This is a genomic window from Rothia endophytica (assembly GCF_928381505.1).
GTDB lineage: Bacteria > Actinomycetota > Actinomycetes > Actinomycetales > Micrococcaceae > Rothia > Rothia endophytica_A.
The window spans coordinates 105,749-130,792 of record NZ_CAKMSJ010000004.1 but is presented as its reverse complement, the minus strand read 5'-3'; the positions used below and the strand labels follow the sequence as shown (position 1 = coordinate 130,792).

At 58.5% G+C, this 25,044-nt stretch carries 19 protein-coding genes; 7 read left to right on the top strand and 12 right to left on the bottom strand.

The window, feature by feature from the left end; all coding sequences use genetic code 11:
• Window positions 1-87: 87 nt before the first annotated feature.
• Window positions 88-1,377, bottom strand: a complete 1,290-nt coding sequence (locus L6990_RS06230; RefSeq protein ID WP_237203217.1) for an adenylosuccinate synthase — start codon at window positions 1,375-1,377, stop codon at window positions 88-90.
• A 303-nt stretch (window positions 1,378-1,680) separates the two neighbouring features.
• Here L6990_RS06230 and L6990_RS06225 point away from each other — a divergent pair, with 303 nt between their 5' ends.
• Both L6990_RS06225 and L6990_RS06220 read left to right on the top strand, forming a co-directional pair.
• Window positions 1,681-5,589, top strand: coding sequence for a S8 family serine peptidase (locus L6990_RS06225; RefSeq protein ID WP_237203216.1), 3,909 nt, complete (start codon window positions 1,681-1,683; stop codon window positions 5,587-5,589).
• 165 nt (window positions 5,590-5,754) lie between these two features.
• Window positions 5,755-6,744, top strand: coding sequence for a glycosyltransferase family 2 protein (locus L6990_RS06220; RefSeq protein WP_237203215.1), 990 nt, complete (start codon window positions 5,755-5,757; stop codon window positions 6,742-6,744).
• A 74-nt stretch (window positions 6,745-6,818) separates the two neighbouring features.
• Here L6990_RS06220 and L6990_RS06215 read toward each other — a convergent pair whose 3' ends face one another.
• Window positions 6,819-7,259, bottom strand: coding sequence for a DUF4870 domain-containing protein (locus L6990_RS06215; RefSeq protein WP_237203214.1), 441 nt, complete (start codon window positions 7,257-7,259; stop codon window positions 6,819-6,821).
• A 125-nt stretch (window positions 7,260-7,384) separates the two neighbouring features.
• On the opposite strand from L6990_RS06215, the gene nadE reads away from it, so the two are divergent.
• Window positions 7,385-8,206 (top strand): ammonia-dependent NAD(+) synthetase, encoded by an 822-nt coding sequence (nadE, locus tag L6990_RS06210; RefSeq protein WP_237203213.1) that lies wholly within the window; start codon window positions 7,385-7,387, stop codon window positions 8,204-8,206.
• A 127-nt stretch (window positions 8,207-8,333) separates the two neighbouring features.
• Here nadE and L6990_RS06205 read toward each other — a convergent pair whose 3' ends face one another.
• Window positions 8,334-9,635, bottom strand: coding sequence for a M18 family aminopeptidase (locus tag L6990_RS06205; protein ID WP_237203212.1), 1,302 nt, complete (start codon window positions 9,633-9,635; stop codon window positions 8,334-8,336).
• Window positions 9,636-9,656: 21 nt separating this feature from the next.
• Window positions 9,657-10,802, bottom strand: coding sequence for a CPBP family intramembrane glutamic endopeptidase (locus tag L6990_RS06200; protein WP_237203211.1), 1,146 nt, complete (start codon window positions 10,800-10,802; stop codon window positions 9,657-9,659).
• Between the two features lie 106 nt (window positions 10,803-10,908).
• Between L6990_RS06200 and L6990_RS06195 the strand changes: the two genes are divergently transcribed.
• Window positions 10,909-12,207: a hypothetical protein gene (locus tag L6990_RS06195; RefSeq protein ID WP_237203210.1), complete on the top strand. Its 1,299-nt coding sequence runs from the start codon at window positions 10,909-10,911 to the stop codon at window positions 12,205-12,207.
• Window positions 12,208-12,276: 69 nt separating this feature from the next.
• On the opposite strand, the gene L6990_RS06190 is transcribed toward L6990_RS06195, so the two are convergent.
• Genes L6990_RS06190 through L6990_RS06180 form a run of 3 tightly spaced genes read right to left on the bottom strand, consistent with a single transcriptional unit; the run spans window position 12,277 to window position 14,561 of the window.
• Window positions 12,277-13,560 carry a glycosyltransferase 87 family protein gene (locus L6990_RS06190; RefSeq protein WP_237203209.1) on the bottom strand — a complete coding sequence of 428 codons (1,284 nt, stop codon included), beginning with the start codon at window positions 13,558-13,560 and terminating at the stop codon, window positions 12,277-12,279.
• A 4-nt stretch (window positions 13,561-13,564) separates the two neighbouring features.
• Window positions 13,565-14,017, bottom strand: coding sequence for a hypothetical protein (locus L6990_RS06185; protein ID WP_237203208.1), 453 nt, complete (start codon window positions 14,015-14,017; stop codon window positions 13,565-13,567).
• Between the two features lie 46 nt (window positions 14,018-14,063).
• Complete coding sequence (locus tag L6990_RS06180) at window positions 14,064-14,561, bottom strand: DUF456 domain-containing protein (RefSeq protein ID WP_237203207.1); 498 nt, start codon at window positions 14,559-14,561, stop codon at window positions 14,064-14,066.
• 79 nt (window positions 14,562-14,640) lie between these two features.
• Here L6990_RS06180 and L6990_RS06175 point away from each other — a divergent pair, with 79 nt between their 5' ends.
• Window positions 14,641-17,550 (top strand): multicopper oxidase domain-containing protein, encoded by a 2,910-nt coding sequence (locus L6990_RS06175; protein ID WP_237203206.1) that lies wholly within the window; start codon window positions 14,641-14,643, stop codon window positions 17,548-17,550.
• Between the two features lie 140 nt (window positions 17,551-17,690).
• Complete coding sequence (locus L6990_RS06170) at window positions 17,691-18,311, top strand: lytic transglycosylase domain-containing protein (protein ID WP_237203205.1); 621 nt, start codon at window positions 17,691-17,693, stop codon at window positions 18,309-18,311.
• A 73-nt stretch (window positions 18,312-18,384) separates the two neighbouring features.
• Here the strand turns inward: L6990_RS06170 and L6990_RS06165 are convergent, their stop codons facing one another.
• The gene (locus L6990_RS06165; RefSeq protein WP_237203204.1) at window positions 18,385-19,584 is read right to left on the bottom strand and encodes a cytochrome P450; all 1,200 of its coding nucleotides are present in this window, start codon (window positions 19,582-19,584) and stop codon (window positions 18,385-18,387) included.
• 232 nt (window positions 19,585-19,816) lie between these two features.
• Here L6990_RS06165 and L6990_RS06160 point away from each other — a divergent pair, with 232 nt between their 5' ends.
• Window positions 19,817-20,200 carry a cupin domain-containing protein gene (locus tag L6990_RS06160; RefSeq protein WP_237203203.1) on the top strand — a complete coding sequence of 128 codons (384 nt, stop codon included), beginning with the start codon at window positions 19,817-19,819 and terminating at the stop codon, window positions 20,198-20,200.
• A gap of 99 nt (window positions 20,201-20,299) precedes the next feature.
• On the opposite strand, the gene L6990_RS06155 is transcribed toward L6990_RS06160, so the two are convergent.
• The 4 genes from L6990_RS06155 to L6990_RS06140 form a co-directional block, all read right to left on the bottom strand.
• Complete coding sequence (locus L6990_RS06155; RefSeq protein ID WP_237203383.1) at window positions 20,300-21,793, bottom strand: DUF1846 domain-containing protein; 1,494 nt, start codon at window positions 21,791-21,793, stop codon at window positions 20,300-20,302.
• A gap of 180 nt (window positions 21,794-21,973) precedes the next feature.
• Window positions 21,974-22,696, bottom strand: coding sequence for a glycerophosphodiester phosphodiesterase family protein (locus tag L6990_RS06150; RefSeq protein WP_237203202.1), 723 nt, complete (start codon window positions 22,694-22,696; stop codon window positions 21,974-21,976).
• A 149-nt stretch (window positions 22,697-22,845) separates the two neighbouring features.
• Window positions 22,846-23,628, bottom strand: coding sequence for a LamB/YcsF family protein (locus L6990_RS06145; RefSeq protein WP_237203201.1), 783 nt, complete (start codon window positions 23,626-23,628; stop codon window positions 22,846-22,848).
• A 145-nt stretch (window positions 23,629-23,773) separates the two neighbouring features.
• Window positions 23,774-25,042 (bottom strand): aminotransferase-like domain-containing protein, encoded by a 1,269-nt coding sequence (locus L6990_RS06140; RefSeq protein ID WP_237203200.1) that lies wholly within the window; start codon window positions 25,040-25,042, stop codon window positions 23,774-23,776.
• Window positions 25,043-25,044 lie beyond the last annotated feature (2 nt).

Here is a 25,044-nt window from a genome sequence, read left to right as displayed (position 1 = left end):
GATAAGACCGCCAATGACGCGGCGTAACTGTTTCCACCAGCTACTGAGCCCACCATGGCGGTCTTTTAGTGACTTCGACGAAGCTGTCTAGCTTTCAATCAGGTCGCGGACCACAATGGTCTGCTCGCGGCCGGGGCCGACACCGACTGCAGAGATGCGGCAGTCTGAGATTTCCTCCAGCTTTTCCACGTACTTCCGTGCGTTTTCGGGGAGGTCCTCCAGGGTCTTGGCCTCGGTGATGTCCTCGGTCCAGCCGTCGAAGTACTCGTAGATAGGCTTAGCATGGTGGAACTCTGACTGGGTCATGGGCATCTCGTCATGACGGACGCCGTCCACATCGTAGGCCACACACACGGGGATCTTCTCAAGCCCGGTGAGCACGTCCAGCTTGGTGATAAAGAGGTCGGTAAAACCGTTCACGCGCGCTGCCTGACGTGCTAGCACTGCGTCATACCAGCCGCAACGACGGGGGCGGCCGGTGTTCACACCAAACTCGCCGCCGGTCTTCTGCAGGAATTCACCCATCTCATCAAAGAGTTCGGTGGGGAAGGGACCAGCGCCTACGCGGGTGGTGTAAGCCTTCTGAATACCGATGACTCGGGTGATGCGGGTGGGGCCTACACCGGAGCCAACGGATGCACCGCCAGCGGTGGGGTTAGATGAGGTGACGAAGGGGTAGGTGCCGTGGTCAACGTCCAAGAAGGTCGCCTGGCCGCCCTCCATCAGCAGGGTCTTGCCCTCATCCAGTGCCTTGTTCAGCAGCTGAGTGGATTCAACAATCATGGGGCGCAGGCGGTCAGCGAAGCTCATGAAGTAATCCACAGTTTCTTCAACCTCGACGTGGCGGCGGTTGTAGACCTTGACCAGCAGTTCGTTTTTCTGACGCAGGGCACCTTCGACCTTCTGGCGCAGGATGGACTCGTCCAGAATGTCCTGAACACGAATGCCCAGGCGGCCAATCTTGTCCATGTAGGTGGGGCCGATACCGCGGCCGGTGGTACCGATGGCGCGCTTACCCAAGAAGCGCTCGGTGACCTTATCCATGGTCTGGTGGTAAGGAGCTACCAGGTGTGCGTTAGCTGAAATTTTTAGTTTGGAGGTATCAGCGCCGCGTGCTTCAAGACCGTCAATTTCTTCAAAAAGAGCCTCGGGGTTAATCACCACACCGTTACCGATAACGGGTACAGCGTTGGGTGACAAAATGCCTGCCGGAAGGAGCTTAAGCTCGAACTTCTGACCGTTCACAACTACGGTATGGCCTGCATTATTACCGCCGTTAGGCTTCACCACGTAGTCAACGCGGCCACCCAAAAGGTCAGTCGCTTTACCCTTACCTTCGTCGCCCCACTGGGCGCCGACGATTACGATCGCTGGCATATATTCTCCTGTACTAGGATCTTCACCGGCCGGATTTCACGGCGGTGTGGTGTGGAACGAGAATCCAGTATCCAAGGCAGGTTTACGCGGAAAAATCAGAACACACCAGCTCCTAAGAATACCCGTTACCGGGGCGGGGTGCTATCTTTGCCCGATATTTCACCTCCTCAACAGTTGGCCCTGACGTGGAGCAGTCAGTAGATGCGAAAGTTACCACTGAAAACACGTGTCACAGCCCACCTTTTCAGATAGAGTGAGTCACATCACCCGCATACGTATTGGATCTACCCAGAAGGAATCCCCATGAAAGAAACAAACTCGCGTCAGCGAGCTCTTCGTTCATGCGCGGTAACGACGCTAGGGCTGGCTCTCGCTCTCCCTCTCACCGTCCTACCCACCGCACATGCAACAACCGATGCAGATGCAAATCTCGCACCAGTATCATCCCTCCAAGATGCCCTACTCTCAAATTCTGACGGTCAGAAGGTTAGCTCTAACCTCGATGACGCAGAGGGCCCCGTTGCTGTTTTCGTGCAGTTCAAGGGCCAGGGTGCCTACGAAGCTACACAGCCTAGGAGCGTCCTCGACGGGACATCAGACCCGGTTGATACCGCTTCGCAGGTTCGCAGCATTCAAAGCGCCGTTGAATCTCAGGCAGCTCAGGTGGCCGGCGAATCAGGTTCTGACGTCATTTATACCACCTATAACTCGGTACGAGGCGTCGCTCTTCAGGGCGATGCGGAGTCCCTGCGCAAACTTGCCGAACGCAACGACGTTGAGCGCATCTCACGTATTATTCCCAAGGAACGAGTCAACGGCACATCAGACATTGATACCGCAGCACTAGCAACCTGGGTCAACACCGGCAAAACCGGTAAGGGTGTCACCATTTCTGTAGTAGACACCGGTGTCGATTACACCCACTCAGCCTTTGGTGGCCCCGGCACCGATGAAGCATACCAAGAGGCTCAGGCAATGTCTGAAATGCCTTCAGCCGATAGCGGCCTTTATAACCCCGAAAAGTTTATTGGCGGTTATGACCTCGCAGGTGATGACTACAACGCCTCTGATCCCACCAAGAACGTCCCTTCACCCGATAGCAACCCCCTGGACTGCGCAGAGGCAGGTCACGGTAGCCACGTAGCCGGCACTGCAGCAGCCTACGGCACCAACGCTGATGGAAGCACCTTTGACGGGGACTACTCTAAGCTGACCTCAGAAGATGTTCAGAAGATGCAGATTGGCCCCGGTTCAGCACCCGAAGCTCAGATAGTGGGCCTGCGCGTCTTCGGCTGTGAAGGCTCAACCAACCTCACCGGTCAAGCCCTTGATCGCTCCCTCGACCCCAACGGTGACGGCGACTACTCAGACCGCGTTGACATCGTCAACCTTTCACTGGGCTCAGACTTCGGCCCCATTGATGACCCTGACAACATCATCATGGATTCGCTCTACCGCAACGGTGTTCTTACCGTTACCGCAGCCGGTAACGCTAATGGCTTTGGCGGTCAGGGTGATACCTACTCTGTACTGGGCACTCCCGGTAACACCATCTCATCCCTCACCGTTGCTAACACCATTGGCTCCAAGGGCTACGCAGATGGTGCTGAAATCCTTGCACCCGCTGATATCGCAGGCCCCGTTGTCGGCGACTACAGCGTCAACTTCAACTACAACACCGCCACCGAAGAGCAGCTCACCGGCGAGGTCGTAGCAACCACCGCTGAAAACCCCTACGCTTGTGACGCCTACCCGGCAGACACTAACTTCGCTGGCAAGTGGGTCTTCATCGACTGGTCAGATGAAACCGGTGACTTCCCCTGCGGCTCAGCAGTTCGCTTCAACAACATCGAGAAGGCTGGCGCTAAGGGCGTCGTCCTGGCCTCCCAGGTTGTAAAGGAAGACTCGGGTATTGCTGGTAACGCAGGCATCCCCGGTGTTCGCTTGACTGCTACGGACGCCGAAAAGGCTCGTCCCGCTGCTGAAGCCGGCACCCTGAAAATTAAGCTTGACCCCGAGATGATCGGCGCTGCCCTCCTTGAAACCGGACAGCATGATAACGCTAACCCCTCGACCGCTCGCGGTCAGCACGGTTCAGCAGGTTTCACTAAGCCCGACGTTGCAGCCCCCGGCACCTCCATCAAGTCAGTTGCAGCTGGCGGCGGCACACAGCCTGCCGTGATGACCGGTACCTCCATGGCAGCTCCTCACGTCGCCGGTATTGCAGCTCTCGTGCTTGAGGCTCACCCCAACTACTCGCCTGCCTCACTCAAAGCAGCGATCATGAACTCGGCTAACCACGATCCCAAGGATCTGAAGGGCAACACCTACTCGGTAGAACGTGTTGGTGCAGGCCGTGTTGATGCCCTGCAGGCTGTGAACTCAGATGTTCTGCTCTACAACGCTGATCGCGCTGAGCAGGTTTCATCGAGCTTCGGTGTAACCGAGGTTGCTACCGGTGATGTCCTCACACAGACCCGCAACTTCACCGTTGATAACCGTGGCGATCAGGATCGCACCTTCGCCATTAACTTCAACGACAGCTCCTCCCTACAGGGCGTAGAGCTGTCCGCACCGGCCAACGTTACTGTTGCAGCTAACTCGAAGGCTACTTTCACCGTTACCGCAACCACTAACGGCGCTGAACTGGCGAAGACCAGGGACCCTGCTCAGCTCGAGGAACACCGCGGTATTGCTCGCCAGTACCTGGCTACCCTGTCAACCCGCATGATTCTTTCTGACGGTGAGACCACCCTGCGCGTTCCTGTACAGGCTGCTCCTAAGCCCGTTTCAGAGATGAAGGCCGAGGCTATCCACTTTGGCGCTACCTCCGCTCAGGAAAAGGTCAAACTCTCAGGTACAGCTCTGAACCAGAACGGGTACGTATCAGGACTGGGTGCCTTCCAGCTCGGTGCTGAAAGCGCCCGAATCCCCACCGGCAAGCTCGGTCAGCCCTCTTTCCAAGCAGTTGACTTGCAGTACGTTGGTGCCAACTCCACCATTCGTGAACTCGGTGGAGTTCAGAACGGCATCCCTGCCGGCGCTATGTTGAACATTGGTCTGTCGACCTGGGGCAACTGGGAAACCATGACCCCCTCTGTAGCGTTTGAAGCAAGCATCGACGTGAACAACGACGGTGTACCTGACTTTACTGCTGTAACCACCCGCATCACCGGTGTTGACTACCCTGTCGTCAACCTGCTGCGTCGCATGGATAACGGCTCCTGGAGCCCCGTTGACAGCCAGCCCCTCAACGGCGCTTTCGGTGATGTTGACACCAACATCCTCGACACCAACGCCGCTGTTCTCCCTATCTCACTGAACGCACTGAACCTGACTCCCGCTCAGGCTCAGAGCCTCAGCTACAAGGTACACGGCATCGCCAACGATGAAGTCATCGAAAGCACCGACTGGATCAAGTACAACCCCTACAATCCCGCACTGTCTTTCTTCTCTAACCAAAAGCTAACTGATTCGCTCTTCATCGATGCTCCGGACACCGAAATTACCGCGATCCGGACCTCAAGCGACTCAACCCGTGCTCTCTTCTTGCACATGCACAACTCAACCGGCGACCTCTCAGGTATCAACAAGGGTGTTGTAGGCAATAAGGCACAGGTAGTAGACGTACAGAACAGCCCGTCAGCTCCCACCGTAATGAACCCCCGCTTCACTGATGTCCCCTCTGATCACCCGTTCTACAACGAGATCAACTGGCTTGCAACACGCGGTATCACCACCGGCTGGTCCGATGGCACCTTCCGCCCCAACAAGTCAGTAGAGCGCGGCGCGATGGCAGCCTTCTTCTACCGCATGGCAGGGTCACCGGCTTACACCGCACCCACCGAATCACGATTCAAGGATGTTCCCACCGATCACCCGTTCTACAAAGAAATCAGCTGGTTGGCTGAGCAGGGTATCACCACCGGCTGGGATGACGGCACCTTCCGCCCCAGCGAACCCGTGAACCGTGACGCGATGGCAGCCTTCTTCTACCGCATGGCAGGGTCACCGGCTTACACCGCACCCACCAAATCACAGTTCAACGATGTTCCCACCAACCGCCAGTTCTACAAGGAAATCAGCTGGTTGGCAGAACAGAACATCACCAACGGTTGGGATGACGGCACCTTCCGCCCGAGTACCCCCATTGAGCGTGGTGCGATGGCAGCCTTCCTCTACCGTTACGATGCAAACGTGCTCAGCAAGTAAAGAAATAGCTGACACAAGGCTCGAATGTAGGTAGAAATGGTGCCCCCGATTTCAACATCGGGGGCACTTTTCTTGCCTCCCGAGCATTCCAATTCTGCTTTCGATTCGCACACGCTACGATGGTTCTAAGACGTCACCTTCCCGAATTTAGTTATCGTGAGGCCCATGAATACCCCCTCTGTCGCCATCATCGTCCGAACCAAGGACCGCCCAGTTTTCCTAGCGCGTGCTCTCTCTAATATCGCGGAGCAAACCTTCACTGACTACACCGTTGCGCTGGTCAACGACGGCGGCGATGCAGGGGTAGTCGATACCCTCCTAGCAGAACAACCTGCTGAGTTCCGCAGCAAAGTTCGGGTCTTACACCGACCCGAGTCAACCGGCATGGAAGCCGCAACCAACGCAGGCATCCACGCAACTAACAGCACTTTTATTGCGGTGCACGATGATGACGATCTCTGGGAACCTACCTTTCTTGAAACCAGCGTGCGCACCCTGGTCGAAACCGGCGCTGCCATGAGCGTGGTCCGCACCGACGAATACTTCGAACGCATCACCGATGATGGCTTTGAATTTATCGACTCCGTACCTTTCTGGGGCTACCTCGAATGGATGAGCATTCAGGATTTCTTCCGCATCAACCGCGCGGTGCCCATCAGCATTCTCTACCGCCGGGAACTCCACGACACTCTGGGTTACTACAATGAGTCTCTGCCTGTGGTGGGTGACTGGGAGTTCAACGTACGGGTGGCGTCCGCCCACGAAGTGGTTTTCATTAAGGAAAATCTAGCCCACTGGTCGAAGCGTGTAGAGGCCACCGGCGCTAACGCTAACTCGGTTTACGCCGGGCAAAATCTGCACACCGCCTACGATTCCAAGGTGCGAGCAGAAGCTATCCGTGAGGACCTCGCAGCAGGTGGCCACCCGGGCCCCTACCTCTACCAGGCCCACCTTGCCAACGAGGTTCAGGACGCTGTGCACCGGGTGCTAGAAGTAGCCGAACGTAACCAGCATTTGCTGGGGGCGCTAGAGCAACGTATCACAGAGCTCGAACGGCAAAATGCCCACCTCAACCAGCAGCTAAGCCGCATGAACCCAAGAAAAATCGCACGACGATTGACCGGTGGTCTCTCACGACGCGGTACAGGCCAGTAGAGCCGGAGAAGCGAGGCCCTAGGGCAGTTTCATCAATTGGCATCAACGCTGTTGGTCCCGGGCAGGTTTGCTTATTAGCTCAGTACCTTAATAGTCATGGGGTAGGTGTAGACCTCGCCCTGGTTAGCTTTGATTGCTGCAAGGATATGGAGCACCACCAGAGCTACCCAAATGGCAAGTAAGATGGCCCAGGTGAAGATTCCTGCAAAACCAAGGGTCAGAACTGTTACCAGAATGGTAGCGATATAGGCCAGCCAGAGGGTGAAACTGAAGTTGAAAGCACCGGCAGCGGCGGCACGCACAAAGGCGTAACCGGGGCGGTCCTTATAGATAAACCAGAAAATCAGCGGGCCAATAAAGCTGGCAAAAGAAGCGGTAAAGACAATACCCAGCAGACCCGAAAGGTGGGCCAGGGTTGCCATCGCTTTTGCGTCGGAAGGGATAGGGTTGCCGTACGCGTCGAAAGCTTGCGCGGGCTGCTGCCCGTCAAAGTTCTGTCCGTATGGTTCAGTCATGATGTGTGCCTTTCTCTATTACTGCCAGCCTACTCAAGGGCTCGGGCGTCGGTAAGAGAAAAGCCCCAATATCATTCCCAAGGATGATAGGGAGGCTCCCAGCGGTCACAGAGTAAGATTGGAGTATGCGCGAACTACAGGCTCACATCATTAAAGAATTGGGCGTGAAGCCCACCATCGATCCGGCAGAAGAGGTGCGCAAGCGCGTCCAATTTCTGGTGGACTACCTCAAAGCCACTGGCACCCGCGGCTTCGTCCTGGGCATCTCAGGCGGGCTAGACTCCACCCTGGCAGGGCGGCTCTGTCAGCTAGCTGTTGAAGAGCTAGAACTTGAAGACATTGAAGCGGAGTTCATCGCCGTGCGTTTGCCCTATAAGGTTCAGGCGGATGAGGACGACGCCCAGGCTGCTCTGCGTTTCATCATGCCGCAGCAGACCGTCACCTACAACATCATGGACGCAGTGGACGGCTTCGAAAGCGCCTTTGAAACCGCTACCGGGCGCGAAATCGCTGACTTCAATAAGGGTAATGTCAAGGCTCGTGCCCGCATGATTGCCCAGTACGCCCTGGCCGGGGAGAAGAATCTGCTGGTTGTGGGTACCGACCACGGTGCTGAGGCAGTCACCGGTTTCTTCACCAAGTTCGGCGACGGTGGCGCAGACATTATGCCCCTGCACGGTCTCAACAAGCGTCAGAACCGCGAGCTACTCAAGGTGCTGGGGGCTGAGAAGCGGCTCTGGGAGAAGGTGCCCACCGCTGACCTTCTAGACGGCAAACCCGGCAGAACCGATGAGGACGAGCTGGGGCTGACCTACGACCAGATTGATGACTACCTTGAGGGTAAAGACACCAACCCGGCGGCTGCAGAAAATATCGAGGGTAAGTTCCTGCGCTCCCGCCATAAGCGCACCACCCCCGTCACCATCTTTGATAGCTGGTACAAGTAGGTAGCGCCCCTCCGCGAATGTGCGTCTTATCGCCGAGCGTGCGACTTTAGGTCGCACGCTCGGCGTTTTAGTACACGTTCGTTAGCTGGCATGAGCATACCCGTCGATTACGGAGCCTTACCCTTACTTACAGGGTGAAGAAGCCTTCGATGGCGCCAGTCAGGTGCGCCATATCTGCCACGCTGACCATCTCGCGCGCCGAGTGCATGGAGAGCAGCCCGACGCCGACGTCCACGGTGCGCATCCCCAGACGCGTGGCGGTAATGGGGCCGATGGTGGAGCCACAGGGCACGTTGTTGTTAGAGACAAACTGCTGGTAAGGAACACCGGCTTTGGCACAAGCCTGGGCGAAAATACCCGCTCCTACAGAATCGGTGGCATAGCGCTGGTTGGCGTTGATTTTGAGCAGGGGGCCGCCGCCGGGAACGGGGCGGACGGTGGTGTCATGGTGACCAACGTAGTTGGGGTGCACCAGGTGCCCGGCGTCCGCTGATAGGCAGACTGACTCGGCGACAGACCGGCGGTAGGTCTCCAGGCTTTCACCGCGGGCTTCTGAGAGCCGCACCAGGACGTCCTCAAGGAAGGGGCCAGCGGCACCCGATCGAGTTTCAGAGCCAATCTCTTCGTGGTCGAAAGCGGCAAACATGAGGGTGTGGTCACCCACTGTTCCGGCGTCTGCCACCCGCTGTAGCGCGGTGAGGCCGGCGTGGACTGAGGAAAGATTATCCAGGCGTCCGGAGGCAAACAGCTCCCCGTTTTCACCAAAGGTGCGCGGGGTCTGGGCGTCGGCAAAGAGTAGGTCGTAGCCCACGATTGCTGCAGGGTCTAGAGCGCCGCCTTCGGCCCGTTCGGCCAGGTAGGCGAGGACGTCCCCGCGGGAATCCCCGAAACCCCAGACCGGGTAGAGATTGGCTTGCTTATCCAGTTTGAGCCCGGAGTTGGCTTCACGGTCCAGGTGGATGGCCAGCTGCGGGATGCGGGCGATAGCATCGGTGGCGACTAAACGGGTCTCAAGCTGCCCATTCACCAGCACGGTCAGACGGCCTGCCAGGCGCAGTTCGCGATCCAGCCAGGAGTTCAGCAGAGGGCCGCCATAGACCTCAACCCCCACCTGGTTCCAAGCCAGAGTACGCACCGATGAGGCAGGCTTGACCTTGAAACCCGGTGAATCGGTGTGGGCACCTAGCACACGGTAGCTCTGGTGGGTGGGTGACCCTACCCAAGCAATGATCGCCCCGTCGCGCACCACAAAGTGCTTGCCGGTGGCGGCTTCATCGCTCCAGGGCTGGCTCTCCTGCAGTTCAGTAAAACCGGCATCCGTCAGACGGCGAGCACTCTGCGCTGCAGCGTGGAAGGAGGTAGGTGACGACGCCACAAAATCGGCGAGTTCAGCAATATTGTTCTGGGGGTCAAGGGCTTGGTGAGTCATAGAACACAGTCTAGCGAACTGCTAGCGGGCGCCGGTAACCTCGTCCTTAACCCAGACCTGAGCGGTGCGGGTACGCGCCAGCTTCCGTTTCTTAGCCGCCCAGAGCACCACCAGAACAAAGACGCCCTGGGTGATAACTGCCGATACCAGGTTGACCCAGGTGGAGCCCTCCAGGACGAAGGGGTCAGCCAGGCCGTAAATGCCGAAGGTCATAGCCACCAGGTTATTGACGACGTGCAGGGCAATCGCTGCTTCTAAGCCGCCGGTACGCCAGGTGACAAAACCAGCGGCTAGCGCCATGACCAAGATGGAGAGCTGCGCCCAGAGGTCGTAGGCGTGGCCCAGCATAAAGAGCGGTGCAGGAAGGACGATAGCCCAGGCGGGGTGCTTGAGCCAGCGACCTACGGTTTGTAGTAGGTAGCCGCGGAAGACCAGCTCCTCAGCGTAGGCTTGAAAGGGAACGATGAGTACCACCAGCAAGAGCAGGATTGCCAAAGTGTTGCCCTGAGTTTTGGACTCGAAGGTCAGGTTCCCCCCGGTTGCAAGGTCAAGAGCGACAGGGAACACCACAAAAAGCAAGGCAGCGATACCGCAGCAGGTCAGTAGCCAGCCCCAGCGCATGCGCCCTACCACCGAGTGAACCAGCCCCCAGGGTTTGGGGCCGATGATGAGGCGGGCCAGCCACATGACCGGGAACATGAGCGCCACTGAGCCGAACATGAAGGCGAACATGAGCGGGGATTCCAGGGCGGAGCTCTGGATCCGCTGCATGGTGGAATCAATGTCGTTGAGCCCCAGCATGTCTCTGCGATTTGAGATGCTCATAATAACTAGCGGAATGCTTATCAGAAGACTCAGCACTAAATACAGAGGTACACCAATTGCGGCTTCTACCAGGGGTGACCACCAGCGGTTCTTGGGGTCTGCCAATGCTAACCGGTGGTAGCCCAGCTCTTGGGTTTCAGCACGGTAGCCCGGACGCCACCCCGGCGGTGGCACCTGTAGGGGCGGGGTCTGATTGTCAGGAAGTGGTTGGACCGGAAGATCACCATACTGAGGTTGTTGCGGCTGCTGGCCGTAGTGTCCCTGTAGTGGTTGGGGGGCGTGCGGGGCGGCGTTATGACCGGGTGCGCTCCAAGGGGTGTGCTCTCTGCTGTTTTCGCTCATACTCCAACCTTACGCAAGAAAACCTACCGTCACAGAATTTTTAGCAGGCCAAGAGCGAAGGGCAAGGCGGTACGGTAGAGGTATAGAAATTCAGAAAGGCATACCCGTGGCTCTCATTTTCAATCCCCCGCCCAATTGGCCCGCACCACCCACCAAGGATTGGACACCGCAACCAGGCTGGCAACCTGACCCCGCCTGGGGCGAGGCACCTGAAGGCTGGGATTTTTGGGTTGAAGAAAATGACCTAGATAGCACCCGCCGGGGTCATACAGACGAGGCAGACCGCACCGAGTTTCTGTCGCCCGAAACTGAAAAAGATTCAGCAGGTACCAACCCCTATGCCGCTGTTTCTGAAACGATACGCCAAACGCTGCCGGAGGATCAGCAACCCTCACTTGCCAGCGATGAAACAGCAGGGAGTCTACGGGCAGATGGTGCTGCAAGCGATAGATTTGATGACGCAGCAACCGTCCCCCTTGGTACCGAAGCACAGCCCGGCTTCACCGGCGCTTACCCCGGTTCTTCAACTGGGACCTATCCCAACACCGGTGGGCCAACAGGGCCAGGGGCCTACAGCGGCGCGGCGCCCTACAATGGTCAGCCAGCAGGTGAACAGCCTAAGAGCAAAACCGGGCTGATCATCGGCGTTATTGGCGGCATCCTCTTGCTGCTCTTAGCCCTCATTGTTGGTCTTATCTTTGTCATCGGTGGGATTACTTACAACACTTTTACCACCACTGATTCAAGTAATTCAGATAGTTCCTGGCTCTCAGACAGCGGCTCCAGTGATTCAAGCGATACTAGCAATAGCGGCTCAGCCGATTCACCCGTCTACAGTGGCAGCGGTGACAGCACCTTTGACATTGAAAAGCCGGGCGGGGCTGACAGTGTGGTCTGGTTGGAGTACTCCTTCACTGGTGAGGACGAGTACTCAGACTTCCGCGTCCGCTCCCTCGATGCAAACGGAGAAACTAACAGCTCTGTTTATAGTTCCATTTACGGGCAAGAAGGCAGTGGATCCTACTGGTTAGATTCAAACCTCTACGACGCTGAGGACCGCACCGTCCAGCTGGAGATTGAAGCTGAGGGCGACTGGACGATTACCCTCCACACCCCCGATAAGGCACCGGCGCTGAAGTCCGGCGAAACCCTTACGGGCGAGAACGCTACTGCCTTCAGGATTGATGAGGACGCGGAGATAACCGCCGATATCAGCTTCAATGCCACCGATGAATACGGCGGTGACCTTGAGATTAATTCCAGCACCGGATCAGTGGATGACTATGAGGTAACGGTACTACGCACCAGCCTCAGCCCCTTCAAGGGCAGCATCACCTTCCCCACCGGCAAGCAGTATATTTCGATGGAACCCTACTCCGGTTCGTGGGAGATTAAGGCCCACTAGCTCAGAGACAAAATGCCCGGGCGGGTTTCCTACAGCTAAGGAAACGCGCCCGGGCATCTCTTTGTGCGTTTAGATTTCCTGCGCTCGGGGCTTTCGGTAGCACCAAACTGTTGCCAGCCAAATGAGGGTGAGCAGGGTCAGTGCCGCCATCGGCAGAGACGAGATGAACAGCGATGATGCGCTGAGCTCGTCCAGGTTGTGAGTGGTGGGGTCCAGCTTAATAGCAAGCTTCATGGGGCCATAACTCACCCCGGCAACCCCTACCAGCGCCAGTGCACCCGCCAACCAGCGCACCCCAGTGGGAGCTGACCGGAAGAAGACCGGGAAGGCGTCCAACACCAGGGCTGCGATAAAGACCGGCAGCCAGATGAAGTGGTGGGACCAGGAGATGGGCGAGAGTGCCATCATCAGAAAAGCGTTGAGCGAGATTTCTGAGAAGACCATACCGCGGCGGTGGAGCACCGGGATGGCAGCGGCGGTTCCCACAAAGAGCAGGGCAAGGATGCCTAGACGCAGGGCAGAGAGTAGCGGCCCTTCGTCCAGCCCCAGGTGCATGAGCAGACCCTGAACAGAGATGTTATCGACGTAACCGATGTTGCCCACGCGTGAGGGGTCTGAGATCGCGAAGAACCAGAAATCAAAGGCTTCATCACGCATGAAGATAAAGCCGGCGGCAACGGTTGCCGCAAAGCTAGCGCCCAGAGCCAGCACGCCCTTATAGTCCCGGCGCATGAGCAGAATCAGACCAAAGGCAAGCGGGGTGAGCTTGATGCCACCAGCAATACCGATGAGGACGCCGCGGGGCACCCGGGTTGCCGGACGCAGCAGGTCAACCATAACCAGCAGGAAGATGAGCGGGTTGATTTGACCCAGCTCGATACCACGGTCCCAGGGCGCTACCAGCGTCATGAGAGTCGCCAGAAAAACCACCAGGGTGTAAGACCCGAAGAAGCTCTCACCGTGTACGCTATAGCCGCGGGCATGGGCGTAGTTGAGCAGCAAAACTGCTAGCCAGAGCGCAGCCAGCAGCGCTAGCAGGGTCATAAAGCCCGAGCCTGCTGCCAGCGGCAGAAAGGCGAAGGGAGCAAAGACCATCACCGCAAAGGGTGGGTAGGTGAAGGGCAGGGTAATGGGCTGACCATTCTCTAAGTGGTAGTCATAGAGACCCTTACCCTCATACATTCCGGCAAACATGACCCCAGCACCGCTGCGGTAGACCGCAAAGTCCTGACCAAAGACCACCATGGAGGTGTGGAAATGGTCGCGGGCGATGTAGATGAACCAGGCGGCGGCCAGCAGCAAAAAAATCCAGTGTCTACCGCGCACCGGAGCATCAAGTTTGAGCAGACCCAAAGGCTTACTCGCCCGTCGCAGTTGAGCTGTTGCCGGCGTCCTTTTTAACGGCTACCAGGTTGGTGCCGCGCTGGGTCTTCTTACGGCGGGGTTCACGCGCCGACTTCTCTTTTTTGGGCAGGGCAGCGATACGCAAGCCCAGCTCTAACACCAAGAGACCCAGTGCCGCGTAGTAGACGTAAGCGGATGGGTAGAAGTAGTAGAGGCTCGCGGTCATACCCGCGAAGCTTGCAGCCAGTGTCACCACGGCAAGCGCCACAATGATGATGTGCAACAGGGCAAACTGCCCGCTACGTTCCCGGTTCTTCCAGGAGATGTAAACCGCCATCAGCGCAAACAGCACGGGAAAGAAAACCTGCCCGGTGAAGCTCATGGTGTTCTCGGTGTAACGGAAGATTGCGAGTGCCTGCATAATTGCGGTGGCGCTCAGCAAGAGGGAGGCTGGCAATGATTTCATGAGTCACCACTTTACCGGCTGGGCGCGGGCGGCGCGATGCAAAGGGTTAGAGGGTGATGAAGTAGGTGAAGACGGCGATGGTAAAGATGCTGCCAGCGGTGAGCGCGCAGGCGAATTCAACCAGCATGCCCAGCCCCATTGAGCGCAGGGCGGCGCCGGTGTTGCGCAGGGAGGTGGTGAAATCGCCGCTGCTGCGGGTGGTTTCGCTGATGAGGAGAGCCACGGCGAAGCCGACGAAAAGACCAACCACGGGAATGACGAACATACCGATGACCGCACCGATAACGCCCCAGAGGATGGACTTGTTGGGGATCGCCCGCTTCTTCATGGTGCGGCCGGTCAGTGCCGCCTGGGCTAGCATGCCCGCAATGACCAGGGCGCTGCCAAGGCCCAGCGTCCACCAACCTTCGGGGCCGCGCACCGTCAAGCCCCAGAGGATTAGGCCGACCAGTACAGCGAAGGACCCGGGCAGAACGGGGTAGATGATGCCGATACAGCCCACGGCAATCAGCAGGGCGGCGATGATGGTGATGAAAATGATCATGGGCTTAACTCTATCGGTTCGTGATGGCTGGGCGCCGCGCGTATAATCGGTACAGCTAATACTAATTTTTGGAGTGGTAATGACCGGGCAGGACGCTGGCAGGCAGGCAGAGCAGCAGGGTGCAGAGGGTGCCAACGCAAATAAAGCAAGTGCGGCTAGCACCGGTGCGACCGGGGCTAATGTTGGCCTGGGCCAGGCCCGCCGTGAAACTCTAACCCTGGGCAGCCGTCCGGTAGATGCGCCGGGCTCCCCCGTCAGCAGCCAGCAGGCAGGCAGGATTGCCAGCGGCAGGGCAACCTGGCACCGCCGGGCGTCCAAACCGGTCACCTACTGGATTGTTGCTCTCTTTGCGGTGCTCATGACCCACCGGTGGATCCCGGAATCCATCTGGCTCATGGTGCACATGGTGACGCTTGGCTTGATTACCAACTCCATCCTCATTTGGAGCCAGCACTTCACCGAAGCTCTACTCAAACACCGCCTGCCGGATTCTGCCCGCCCAATACAGCTGGTGCGCATTTACACGCTGAACGCCAGCATGATCCTGCTGATGCTCAGCATCGTTTTTAACATTTACCCCCTCACTATTCTGGGCTCCTTGGGCGTGGGCGCGGTCGTCGCCTGGCACGGTCTTGCCCTACTGACCCAGCTCAAAGCGGCCCTGCCCGCCCGCTTTAACTCGACCGTCAAGTACTACATTGCCGCCAGCTGGCTGCTACCTCTGGGGGCGACCTTCGGTGCGATTCTTGCTCATGACGGTCTGAACGCTAGCTGGCACGGCCGTCTCTTGCTGGCCCATGAAGCTGTCAATATTTTGGGGTTCGTGGGGCTGACGGTGGTGGGCACCCTGATGACGCTCTGGCCCACCATGCTGCGCACCAAGATGCTGCCCAGCGCGGTCACTGATTCCCTGCGAGCGCTGGGCGTCATGTGCGCTGGCCTGGCAGTAACGGTGGGTGGCGCCTTGGCTGGGCTCAACCTGCTGGCAGGTGCCGGGCTGGTTATCTACGCCGCCGGACTACTGCTAGTAGCTGTGCTGCTGGTCAGAACCTGCCGCCAGAAGAAGCCGGTAGAGTTTGCCACCATGTCAGTGGCAGCCGGATTCGCCTGGTTCTTTGTGGGCACTCTCTTCACCGCCTACCTGGTCTTTACCTCACCTTTTGACACCCTGCCGTTGCGCAGTATGACCCCCATTCTGGTGGTGGGCTTCCTGGTGCAGGTGTTACTCGGTGCTATGAGTTACCTACTGCCCGCCCGGATGGGCGGCGGCCCCAAGGCTGTACGCCAAGCAAACTGGGAGTTCAACCGTTTTGCCGCCGGTCGCGTCCTCATGGTTAATCTCTGCCTGGCGATCTTTGCCCTGCCGGTCAGCTTTACCGGCTCCCTGGTGCGCACCCTGGTATCCCTGGTAGGTGCCTTCACCCTCTTTGCTTTTGTGCCGCTGATGATCCGCGGGGTCAAAAAATCGGTGGCGGTCCGCAAGGAAATGATTCAGGCGCGAGCCCGCGGTGAAGCCCCCAAGCCCGACCCCGAAGCGCTAACCCCGACCCCGCTGCCCCACCTGCGGAATGCGCTCATCGGTGCACTGGCAGTCATCTTGGCAGTCACCGCCGGCATAGCCGCCGACCCTGCCTCTGTGGGGCTGAACTTTAGCCGCGGCGCCACGTCCACCGGTACCGGGCAGACCACCACCATCTCGGTGGAGGCAACCAGCGATATGCGCTTTACCCCCGACACCGTGGAGGTGCCCCTCGGCAACCGCCTGGTCATCGAGGTCACCAACACCGACACCGCTAACGCCCACGATCTGACGTTTGCTAACGGCACCTCCACCGGCCGCATCGACCCCGGCGCCACCAAGACCGTGGACGCCGGCATCATCACCGGCGCACTGGATGGTTGGTGCTCGGTCGTGGGGCACCGCGCCATGGGCATGACTTTCACCGTCACCACCACCGGCACCCTGGAAGGCGGACACCAGCATGGGCAGAACGCCAGCGGCACTAGTGCTGATGGTGCAGCTGGCACCGGTGCGCTCTTACAGGGCACAGATATTGATTTGCAGGGGGAACCCTCCGAGAATTTTGAAGCCCGCTCCCCCGTGCTAGAACCAGTAGAGGCCGATGAGATAGTGGACGGCAAGACCGTGCATCGCCAGACTCTTGAGGTCAACGAACTTCAGCGCGAAATTGCCCCCGGTGTAGCCCTGGACGCCTGGACCTTCGGTGAGGACTACATGGGCCCCACCCTCCACGGAAAAGTTGGCGATATTTTTGAAATTACATTAATTAACAACGGCACCATGGGGCACTCAGTGGACTTCCACGCTGGCACCGTCTCACCCGATGAGGTCATGCGCACCATCGCCCCGGGTGAGAGTCTGGTCTACCGTTTTGAAGCGGTAGCCAGCGGCATCTGGCTCTACCACTGCGCCACAGCGCCCATGAGCGTGCACATGTCTGCCGGCATGTTCGGTGCAGTCGTCATTGACCCACCAGATCTGCCAGACGTTGAACGAGAGTACCTGCTGGTTCAGAACGATGTCTACCTGACCGAAACCGGCACTGCCGACGCTCAGTCGGGTGGCGGCGTCCTGACCGCTATCAGCCCCGAGGGCATCGCAGCGGGCACCCCCAGCCTCACCATGTTCAATGGGCACGCCACCCAGTACCTAGAGAACCCCCTGACCGCGACCACCGGTGAGCGCGTGCGCATCTGGGTGTTGGCCGCCGGGCCTAGCGGCGGGACCAGCTTTCACGTGGTCGGCAGCCAATTCGACACCGTCTATAAGGAAGGTGGTTACCTCCTGGATGAGGGTGTGGACGCCTTCGGCAAGGCCGGCGGCGCCTCCCAGGCACTGGACCTTGCCCCCGCCCAGGGTGGCTTTGTCGAGATGACCTTCACGGAGCCAGGCACCTACGTCTTCGTCAACCATGACTTTGCCCAGGCAGAACGCGGGGCTAAGGGACTCATTGAAGTGACGGACTAAGGACAGGATGGGCACCCCTCACGAGCATGGGGCAAGCCCCCTGCTCATGGAGGATTACCCGTGCTGGTCTGGGACACCACACCGTAAGTTCGGTTACCCGGAACTGCGTTTAGTGCACAGGTGAAGTAATCTAGAAATCAATGACTTCTGAACCTAAACAGCGAAGCCCCCTGCTCCGAGCAGGTGCCGGGCTTCTGGCCCACTGGCAGGTGGTGGCGTCCGCAGTGCTCATGACTGCGGGTGTCGCCGGGCTTTCTGCTACCTATGAGGACTACTGCGGGCAGACCGATCTGACCTTTGCCCCCACCGAACTGCGCGACGATATCGAGGCAGCAGCCCAAGTAGCGGGCATGCGCCCGGGCGTGCTGGCAGCGCAACTTGAAACGGAGTCTCACTGGCGCAACTCGGCCCATTCCCACGCTGGCGCTCAGGGTCTGGCACAGTTCACCGATGAAACCTGGGAAATCTGGGGTGAGGGCGACATCAACGACCCAGAAGCCTCTATCGCCGCCCAGGGGCGCTACCTCGCCTACCTTTCAGAACGACTGGCACCCTACGCTAAAGACGGGGTCAGCCTGCAGGACGTCACCCTAGCCGGTTACAACGCTGGGCCCGGTGCGGTTGAAGAACATGATGGCATCCCACCCTACTTTGAAACCCAGAACTACGTGGTCAAAATTGATGACCTCGCCAATTCCAAGTACGCGGTGACCTGCTCACCTTCAACCGAATACCGCCAGGCCAAACTGGTCATAGACTAGATTTTTACCTGAGCTAAGGGGCGCGAGAATCTTCTCACACCCCTTTTATCTACCCTGCTCAGACTCTGGAAAGTTAGCTGATACGCGTCAGGACTTTAGAGTAACCAGCTGCCGGGTAAACAGCATTCTGGGTGGGGTTAGCTCCACCGAACTCGATAAGATCAGTTGTAGCTAGCAGCTCTTCCATGAGCACCCTCAGTTCCAGACGAGCCAGCGGGGCACCTGGACATACGTGTAATCCCTGGCCGTAGACCAGGTTGTTCTCTTGGGAACGATGGGGGTTGTAGGTTGTGGCGTCCTTAAAGGCGTCTTCATCCCGGTTGGCAGATGCCCAGTTGATGGTAACCTTGGCACCGGCGGGGATGCTCCTGCCACCGATTTCTACCGGCTGGGTGGTGACGCGGCGGTTAGTGACTAGGGGGTCTTGAAGGCGCATGACCTCTTCAACGGCGGCAGCAATTTCAGCGGTCTTTCCTACTGCTAGGCTGGTGCGCAGGCGGTCTTGTTCCTGCGGGTGCTCTGCTAAGAAGGCAAGGATGATGCCGGCGCAGGCAGAGACGGTGGACAGTTCACCGACCGTCCAGTTGCGAATCAGGGAGATCAGCTCTTCGTCAGTCATGGTGCGGGGGCCGCCCAGGTCTTGGGGCAGGTCTATAACGTCCTGTATCAGTTCAGCGGTGATATCGGCAGCAGCGTCGGCGCCCCGGCGTTCGTCGAGCAGGGCACGGATGTAGCCATCAAATTCTAGGGCGATCTTGCCCATTTGTTCGCGGTCACCGGCAAGGGTAGCGCGGCGGTTCTTCTCTACCCACTCGATCAGGGGCTGCTCTAAGCTGGCGGGCCAGCCCATGAAGACATTCTGGATGCGCACGGCGTAGAGCTGGGCAAAGCCGGCCATGGCGTCGAATACTTCATTGCGAGGCAACTTACTGACCAGAGACTTCACAACCTGGCGAATTTGAGGCTCAAAGACCTGCATACGGTCAGGGGTGAAGTACTTGTCGTTAACAGCACGGAAGGCGGTGTGTTCGGGGGCATCCATACCGTTGGGGACGGCAATGTGGCGGGTTGATACCTTATTAGAAAAAATTTCTGGGTGCTCCAGGGCGTACTTGATGTCTGCGTTTTTGAGCAGGGAGTAGCCCATGTAGTCATCGTGAGCGACGGGGCATTTACTACGCATGGCGTCGTAGGCGGCGACCTGGTCGGCTTGGACGTCGGGTGCGCGGGTATCCCAGTCGTTGGGGGTTGTTTCTTGAGGGTTAGTCGTCACGGAACACTCCTAAATTGGCATATTGAATACTTATTTATATTTTCACCCTAACACCGCCACTCACCCCATTTCTGCACGTTAGAATGTGAATCATTAGATAAACCCCTATGGGAATCATCACCCCAAGGCTAGCCATCAAGCTTCTCTGCCATAAAAGTCGTGTTGAAATCTCTCCAAACTAACCCTGGCTGTTTAGGGTTAAAAGGGAAACCCACCACCACAGGAGGCACCCATGACCGATTCACTCTTCCCCCTTGGCAAGCCCGCTCCCGCCGGCTCCTTTACCGGCCAGGCCTACATGCACCCGCTGGCCCCCAGCAAGGAGCTCCAGTCCCTCGCAGTGACCTTTGAAGCCGAAGCCCGCACCAACTGGCACACCCACGATGTCGGCCAGCTGATCGTGGTTACCTCGGGCACCTGCGTCTACCAGCTCGAAGGCCAAGAACCTAAGCTGCTGACCCCCGGCGAAGCCTTCTTCTTCGAACCCGGCGTCAACCACTGGCACGGTGCCACCAGCGAGGGCCCCATGACCCACATCGCCGTGACCCCCTTCAACGACAAGGGTGAATTCGTCAACTGGGGTGAACCCGTGGACGATGACACCTTCAAGGGCTAGGGCTGCCCAAGCTCATTACTCGCCTGAACAACCACCAAAAAGGGCTGCCACCGGAATCAACCGGTGGCAGCCTTTACGTTTAAGAAAGCTCCTTGGGGGTTAGCGCTTCTGGTAGAGCGCCTTCTTCTGGAACTTGGGGTCAGAGGTGACCAGAATGCCCAAGGCACGGAAGACCCCCTCGTCCACTGAACCCAGGATGGTGGTGGTGTGCACGTCCGCACCGCGCAGGTTCTTGACCTGCTCAAGCGCTAGGCGGGCATCCTCATCGTGGGCAGCAGAGGTTGAGAGGGCAATCAGCACCTCGTCGGTATGCAGGCGGGGGTTGACGCTACCCAAGTGCAGGGTCTTGAGATCCTGAATAGGCTTGATGGACTTGTCAGAGAGCAGGTGCTTAGCGTCGTCCAGGCCAGCCAGGTGCTTGAGAGCGTTCAACAGGGCAACGGCAGAGCAGCCCAGCAGGTCGGTGGTCTTACCGGTCACGATAGTGCCATCGGCCAGCTCAATTGCGGCAGCGGGGGCGTCGGTTGCCTCAGCACGGGCACGCGCAGGTTCAACCACGGGACGGTCGGTGGCCTTCAGGTTGGCCTTAGCCATCACCACAGCGGCGCGGTCTGACTGAGTGGAGTTCAAGCCGCCGCGCGCCTCGTCCACCAGTGCCTTGAAGTAGCGGCGGATAATCTCCTGCTCGGAGGCGTAGCGGCAGGCGGCGTCATCGGTGATGCAGTTACCCGCCATGTTTACGCCCATGTCAGTGGGTGACTGGTAGGGGGTGGTGCCGGTCATTTTTTCTAGCAGAACCTTGAGCAGCGGGAAAGCCTCGACGTCGCGGTTGTAGTTGACCGTGGACTCACCATAAGCAGTCAGGTGGAAGTGGTCGATCACGTTGGCGTCATCGAGGTCAACGGTAGCCGCTTCGTAAGCCAGGTTGACGGGGTGTTCTAGGGGCAGGTTCCAGATGGGGAAGGTCTCGAACTTAGCGTAGCCAGCCTTCACACCGCGCTTGTTCTCGTGGTAAACCTGCGACAGGGCAGTAGCCAGCTTGCCTGAACCGGGACCGGGTGCGGTGACAACCACCAGGTTGCGGGTGGTTTCAGCGAACTCGTTGCGACCCAGACCGTCCTCAGACACAATTAGGTCGGTATTGGTGGGGTAACCGGGAATGATGTGGTGGCGGGAGACCTTGAGGCCCAGGCGCTCTAGGCGGTCTTTGAACTCGGCTGCCTTAGTGTTCTCATCTTCCATCTGGGTGATAACCACGTGCTCAACCAGGAAACCGCGGTCACGGAAAACGTCTACAAGGCGCAGTACGTCATCTTCATAGGTGATGCCCAGATCAGCACGAATTTTGTTGCGCTGAAGGTCTTTGGCATTCAGGCAGATAAGGATTTCGACCTCATCGCGAATCTGCTCAAGCATGGCGACTTTGTTGTCGGGGGTGAAGCCGGGCAGCACACGGGAGGCGTGCATATCGTCAAAAAGCTTGCCACCCATTTCAAGATAGAGCTTGCCGCCGATTTCTTCGCGGCGCTCCTGGATGTGTCGAGACTGCATCTCGATGTACTTCTCACGGTCAAAACCAATTGCATTTACCATGGAATACCAGTCTACAACGGGCAGGTTACCGCCACGTTTCACGGGTGTATTTTTTAGGTTTACTGCACCCCTTTTCAACTACTACAAAGGGCGGCGTCCCGGCAGCATTTCTACAGTATTTTGGCGGATTCTGCGCGGTGCAAAAATTGCCCTGAGATTTAACCATCACACTTTATAGGCTCAGATGTGGGCAACTTCTGCAGAGTCAGTAAAGACACCGGTGGCGCCCCAGTTGCGCAGTTCGTTGACACGGGCACGGCTGTTGACAGTCCACACGTTGACGTCGTAGCCAGCGGCCCGAAGCTGCTGGACGGTGGCTCGGGTCAGACCTTCGGACTGGATGTGCACAGCGTCCGCGTTGATAAGTTCTAGCACCGAAAGCCAGTCAGGTTGCAGCATCTCGCGGGTGAAGAGAGCGCCGACTCGGTACCGAGGTGCCCGGCGCTTGAGCTCAGCAAGCAGCAGGTGGTTGAAAGAAGAGACCAGCACCTGGCGCCCCGGCTCTAAACGGTCTAACTGCTCGATGACGGCGTCCACCAGTTGCAGAGAGCGTTCCCTGCCCTGCTCATTGGATTTAAGTTCAATGTTGGCGTTCAGCCCACGCTGGTTCATGAGGTCGATGAGCTGAGACAGAGTGGGCACCGGCTCACCGGCAAATTCGGGGGCAAACCAGGAGCCGGCGTCCGCTGATGCAAGTTGGTCTGCAGTGTGCTCGTAGAGGCTACCGGAGAGATTGGTGGTGCGGTCTAGGTCAGTGTCGTGCAGTAGGACGGGGGTGCCACAGGCAGCCAGGTCAACGTCGGTTTCACACCAGGTGAAGCCGGCATCTACGGCTGCGTTAAAAGCAGCCAGGGTGTTCTCTGGGTGGGTGGCGGATAGCCCGCGGTGCGCAAAAAAGATCATGCTTCTATTCTGGAGCAAATAGAGCGCTCAGCATAGGAAACAGCATCTGTAGAGCAACCAAATTTCAGGGGTACCTTCCGCCCAAAAGTGGTGATAAACCGCCACTCGCGGGCAGAAAGTATCACTTTTTTATCAAGAGGTGAAAGGGGCTAAAGTCCTCTGGAGAAGGCGCGCACCTGCACCCCGGCGTCCCCGAGTTTGCTGCGCACAGCACCGGCGAGGGCAACAGCACCAGGGGTGTCCCCGTGCACGCAAATACTGTCAGCTTCGAGTGCCACGCGGCTGCCATCTACGGCGATAACCTCGCGGTCCACCACCATGCGCAGCACCCGTTCCGCTACCTGGGCAGGGTCATGGATAACGGCGCCTGCCTCACGGCGGGAGACCAGCGTGCCCTGCGGGGTGTAACCACGATCAGCGAACGCTTCGTAGAAAACCTCTACCCCGGCGCCCTTGGCACGGCGTTCAATTTCGCTGTTGGGCAGGCAGAGCACCGACAGGTTAGTGCCGGACGCGCGATTGAGCTCTGCGAGCGCGGTGGCAACTGCCTGTGCCTGGGCTTCGTGGTGCACGATGGCGTTGTAGAGCCCGCCGTGGGGCTTGCAGTAGGTGACCTGCCCGCCGGTAATGCCGGCGACTGCTTGCAGGGCACCGATTTGGTAGATGACGGCGTCAGTGAGTTCAGTGGCGGTCATGTCGATGAAGCGGCGGCCAAAACCTGCAAGATCCGGGTAGGCGACGTGGGCGCCGATGGCTACGCTCTGGGCGACGGCGGCGGCGCAGGTTGCGCGCATGACGCTGGGGTCACCGGCGTGGTAGCCGCAGGCGATGTTGGCTGATGAGACGATGCCCATCATGGTTTCGTCATCGCCCATGGTCCAGGAGCCGAAGGCTTCGCCGGAGTCTGAGTTGAGGTCTACTGCCTGGGTCATAGAGTGTCTCCTTAAGCGGGGTCTGGGTTTGGTTTCTATTCTGCCAGGCACACACAGCAAGAAGGCCATCATCTCGCCAAATTGTTGAACAATTACTGGAAGGGGTCCCCTTCGGCAAGGGAAACCTCTTGCCGAAGGGAGGACATCACGCTGCCAGCACCTGTCCCAGGCGCTTAACGCCCTCGGTCAGCACATCCGGTTCAACCGCTGAGAAGGCAATACGCAACTGGTTGGCACCGGGATTGGCCAGCGCGCCGTCCACCTCAACCGGCTCGTAGAAGGCTGAGCCGGGAATGAAGACCACGCCAGCTTCGATAGCCGGCGCCAGGGCGTCCGCGGCATCCGCAAATTTTCCACCCTCAGGCAGGGTGAGCCAGGTAAAGAAGCCTCCGGTGGGTACCGTCCAGGTGGTGCCTTCTGGCATGTACTTCTCACACGCGTCGAGAACCGCCTGACAACGCTGCTGGTAGAGGGCAGCAGTCCGGCGGGTGTGAGGCTCCCAGAGCCCTTCACGCATGAAGCCCAGCACCAGGCGCTGGGACAGCACCGAAGGGCAGATAGTCACCGCTTCACCGGCAATCTGCAAGAACTTACGCACCCGCAGAGGTGCAACCATCCAGCCCACGCGCACGCCCGGCGAAAAGACCTTAGAGAAGGACCCCAGATAAAGCACATTCTCAGGGTCGTAGGAGTAGAGCGAGCGGTGATGAGAGCCGTCAAAAGCCAGCTGGCCGTAGGGGTTATCCTCAACAATCAGGACGTCAGCCTCCCGGCAGACTCGCACCAACTCGGCACGGCGGTGGTCCGAGAGGGTAATGCCGGTGGGGTTCTGAAAGTTGGGGATGGTGTAAAGGAACTTGACCTTCTTACCTTCAGCTCGAATCTCAGCGATCGCCTGCTCAACTGCGGCGGGGTCTAGCCCATCAGCGTCCAGAGGCACCTGGCGGACGTCCGCCTGGTAGCCCTCAAAGACGCCCAAAGCGCCGGTGTAGGTGGGGCCCTCTGCCAGGATGACGTCTCCGGGGTTGATGAAGAGTTTGGTGGCAAGGTCTAGGCCCATCTGGGAGCCAGCAGTCATCTGAATATCATCGAGCTGCGGGCTAAGACCCTCAGAACCCATAAAGTCGCAGACCAACTGAGCCAGTTCTTCCAAGCCGGCGCCAGAGCCGTACTGTAGCACGTCCAGGCCCTCTTCTTCGATGATGCGGGCGCTCATGGCCCCGAGTTGATCAAGAGGGAGCAGGTCAAGATCGGGGTTACCACCGGCTAGGGAGATGATGCCGGGACGCATAGCAACCTCAAAGACATCGCGCACCGCTGAGGGGCGGAAGCCCTCAGCCCGGGCAGCAAAATGATTCATAATGCGCGCTTCAGCCGGAGTGGCGCTAGCGAGGAGTTCTTCAATCTTTGACATGC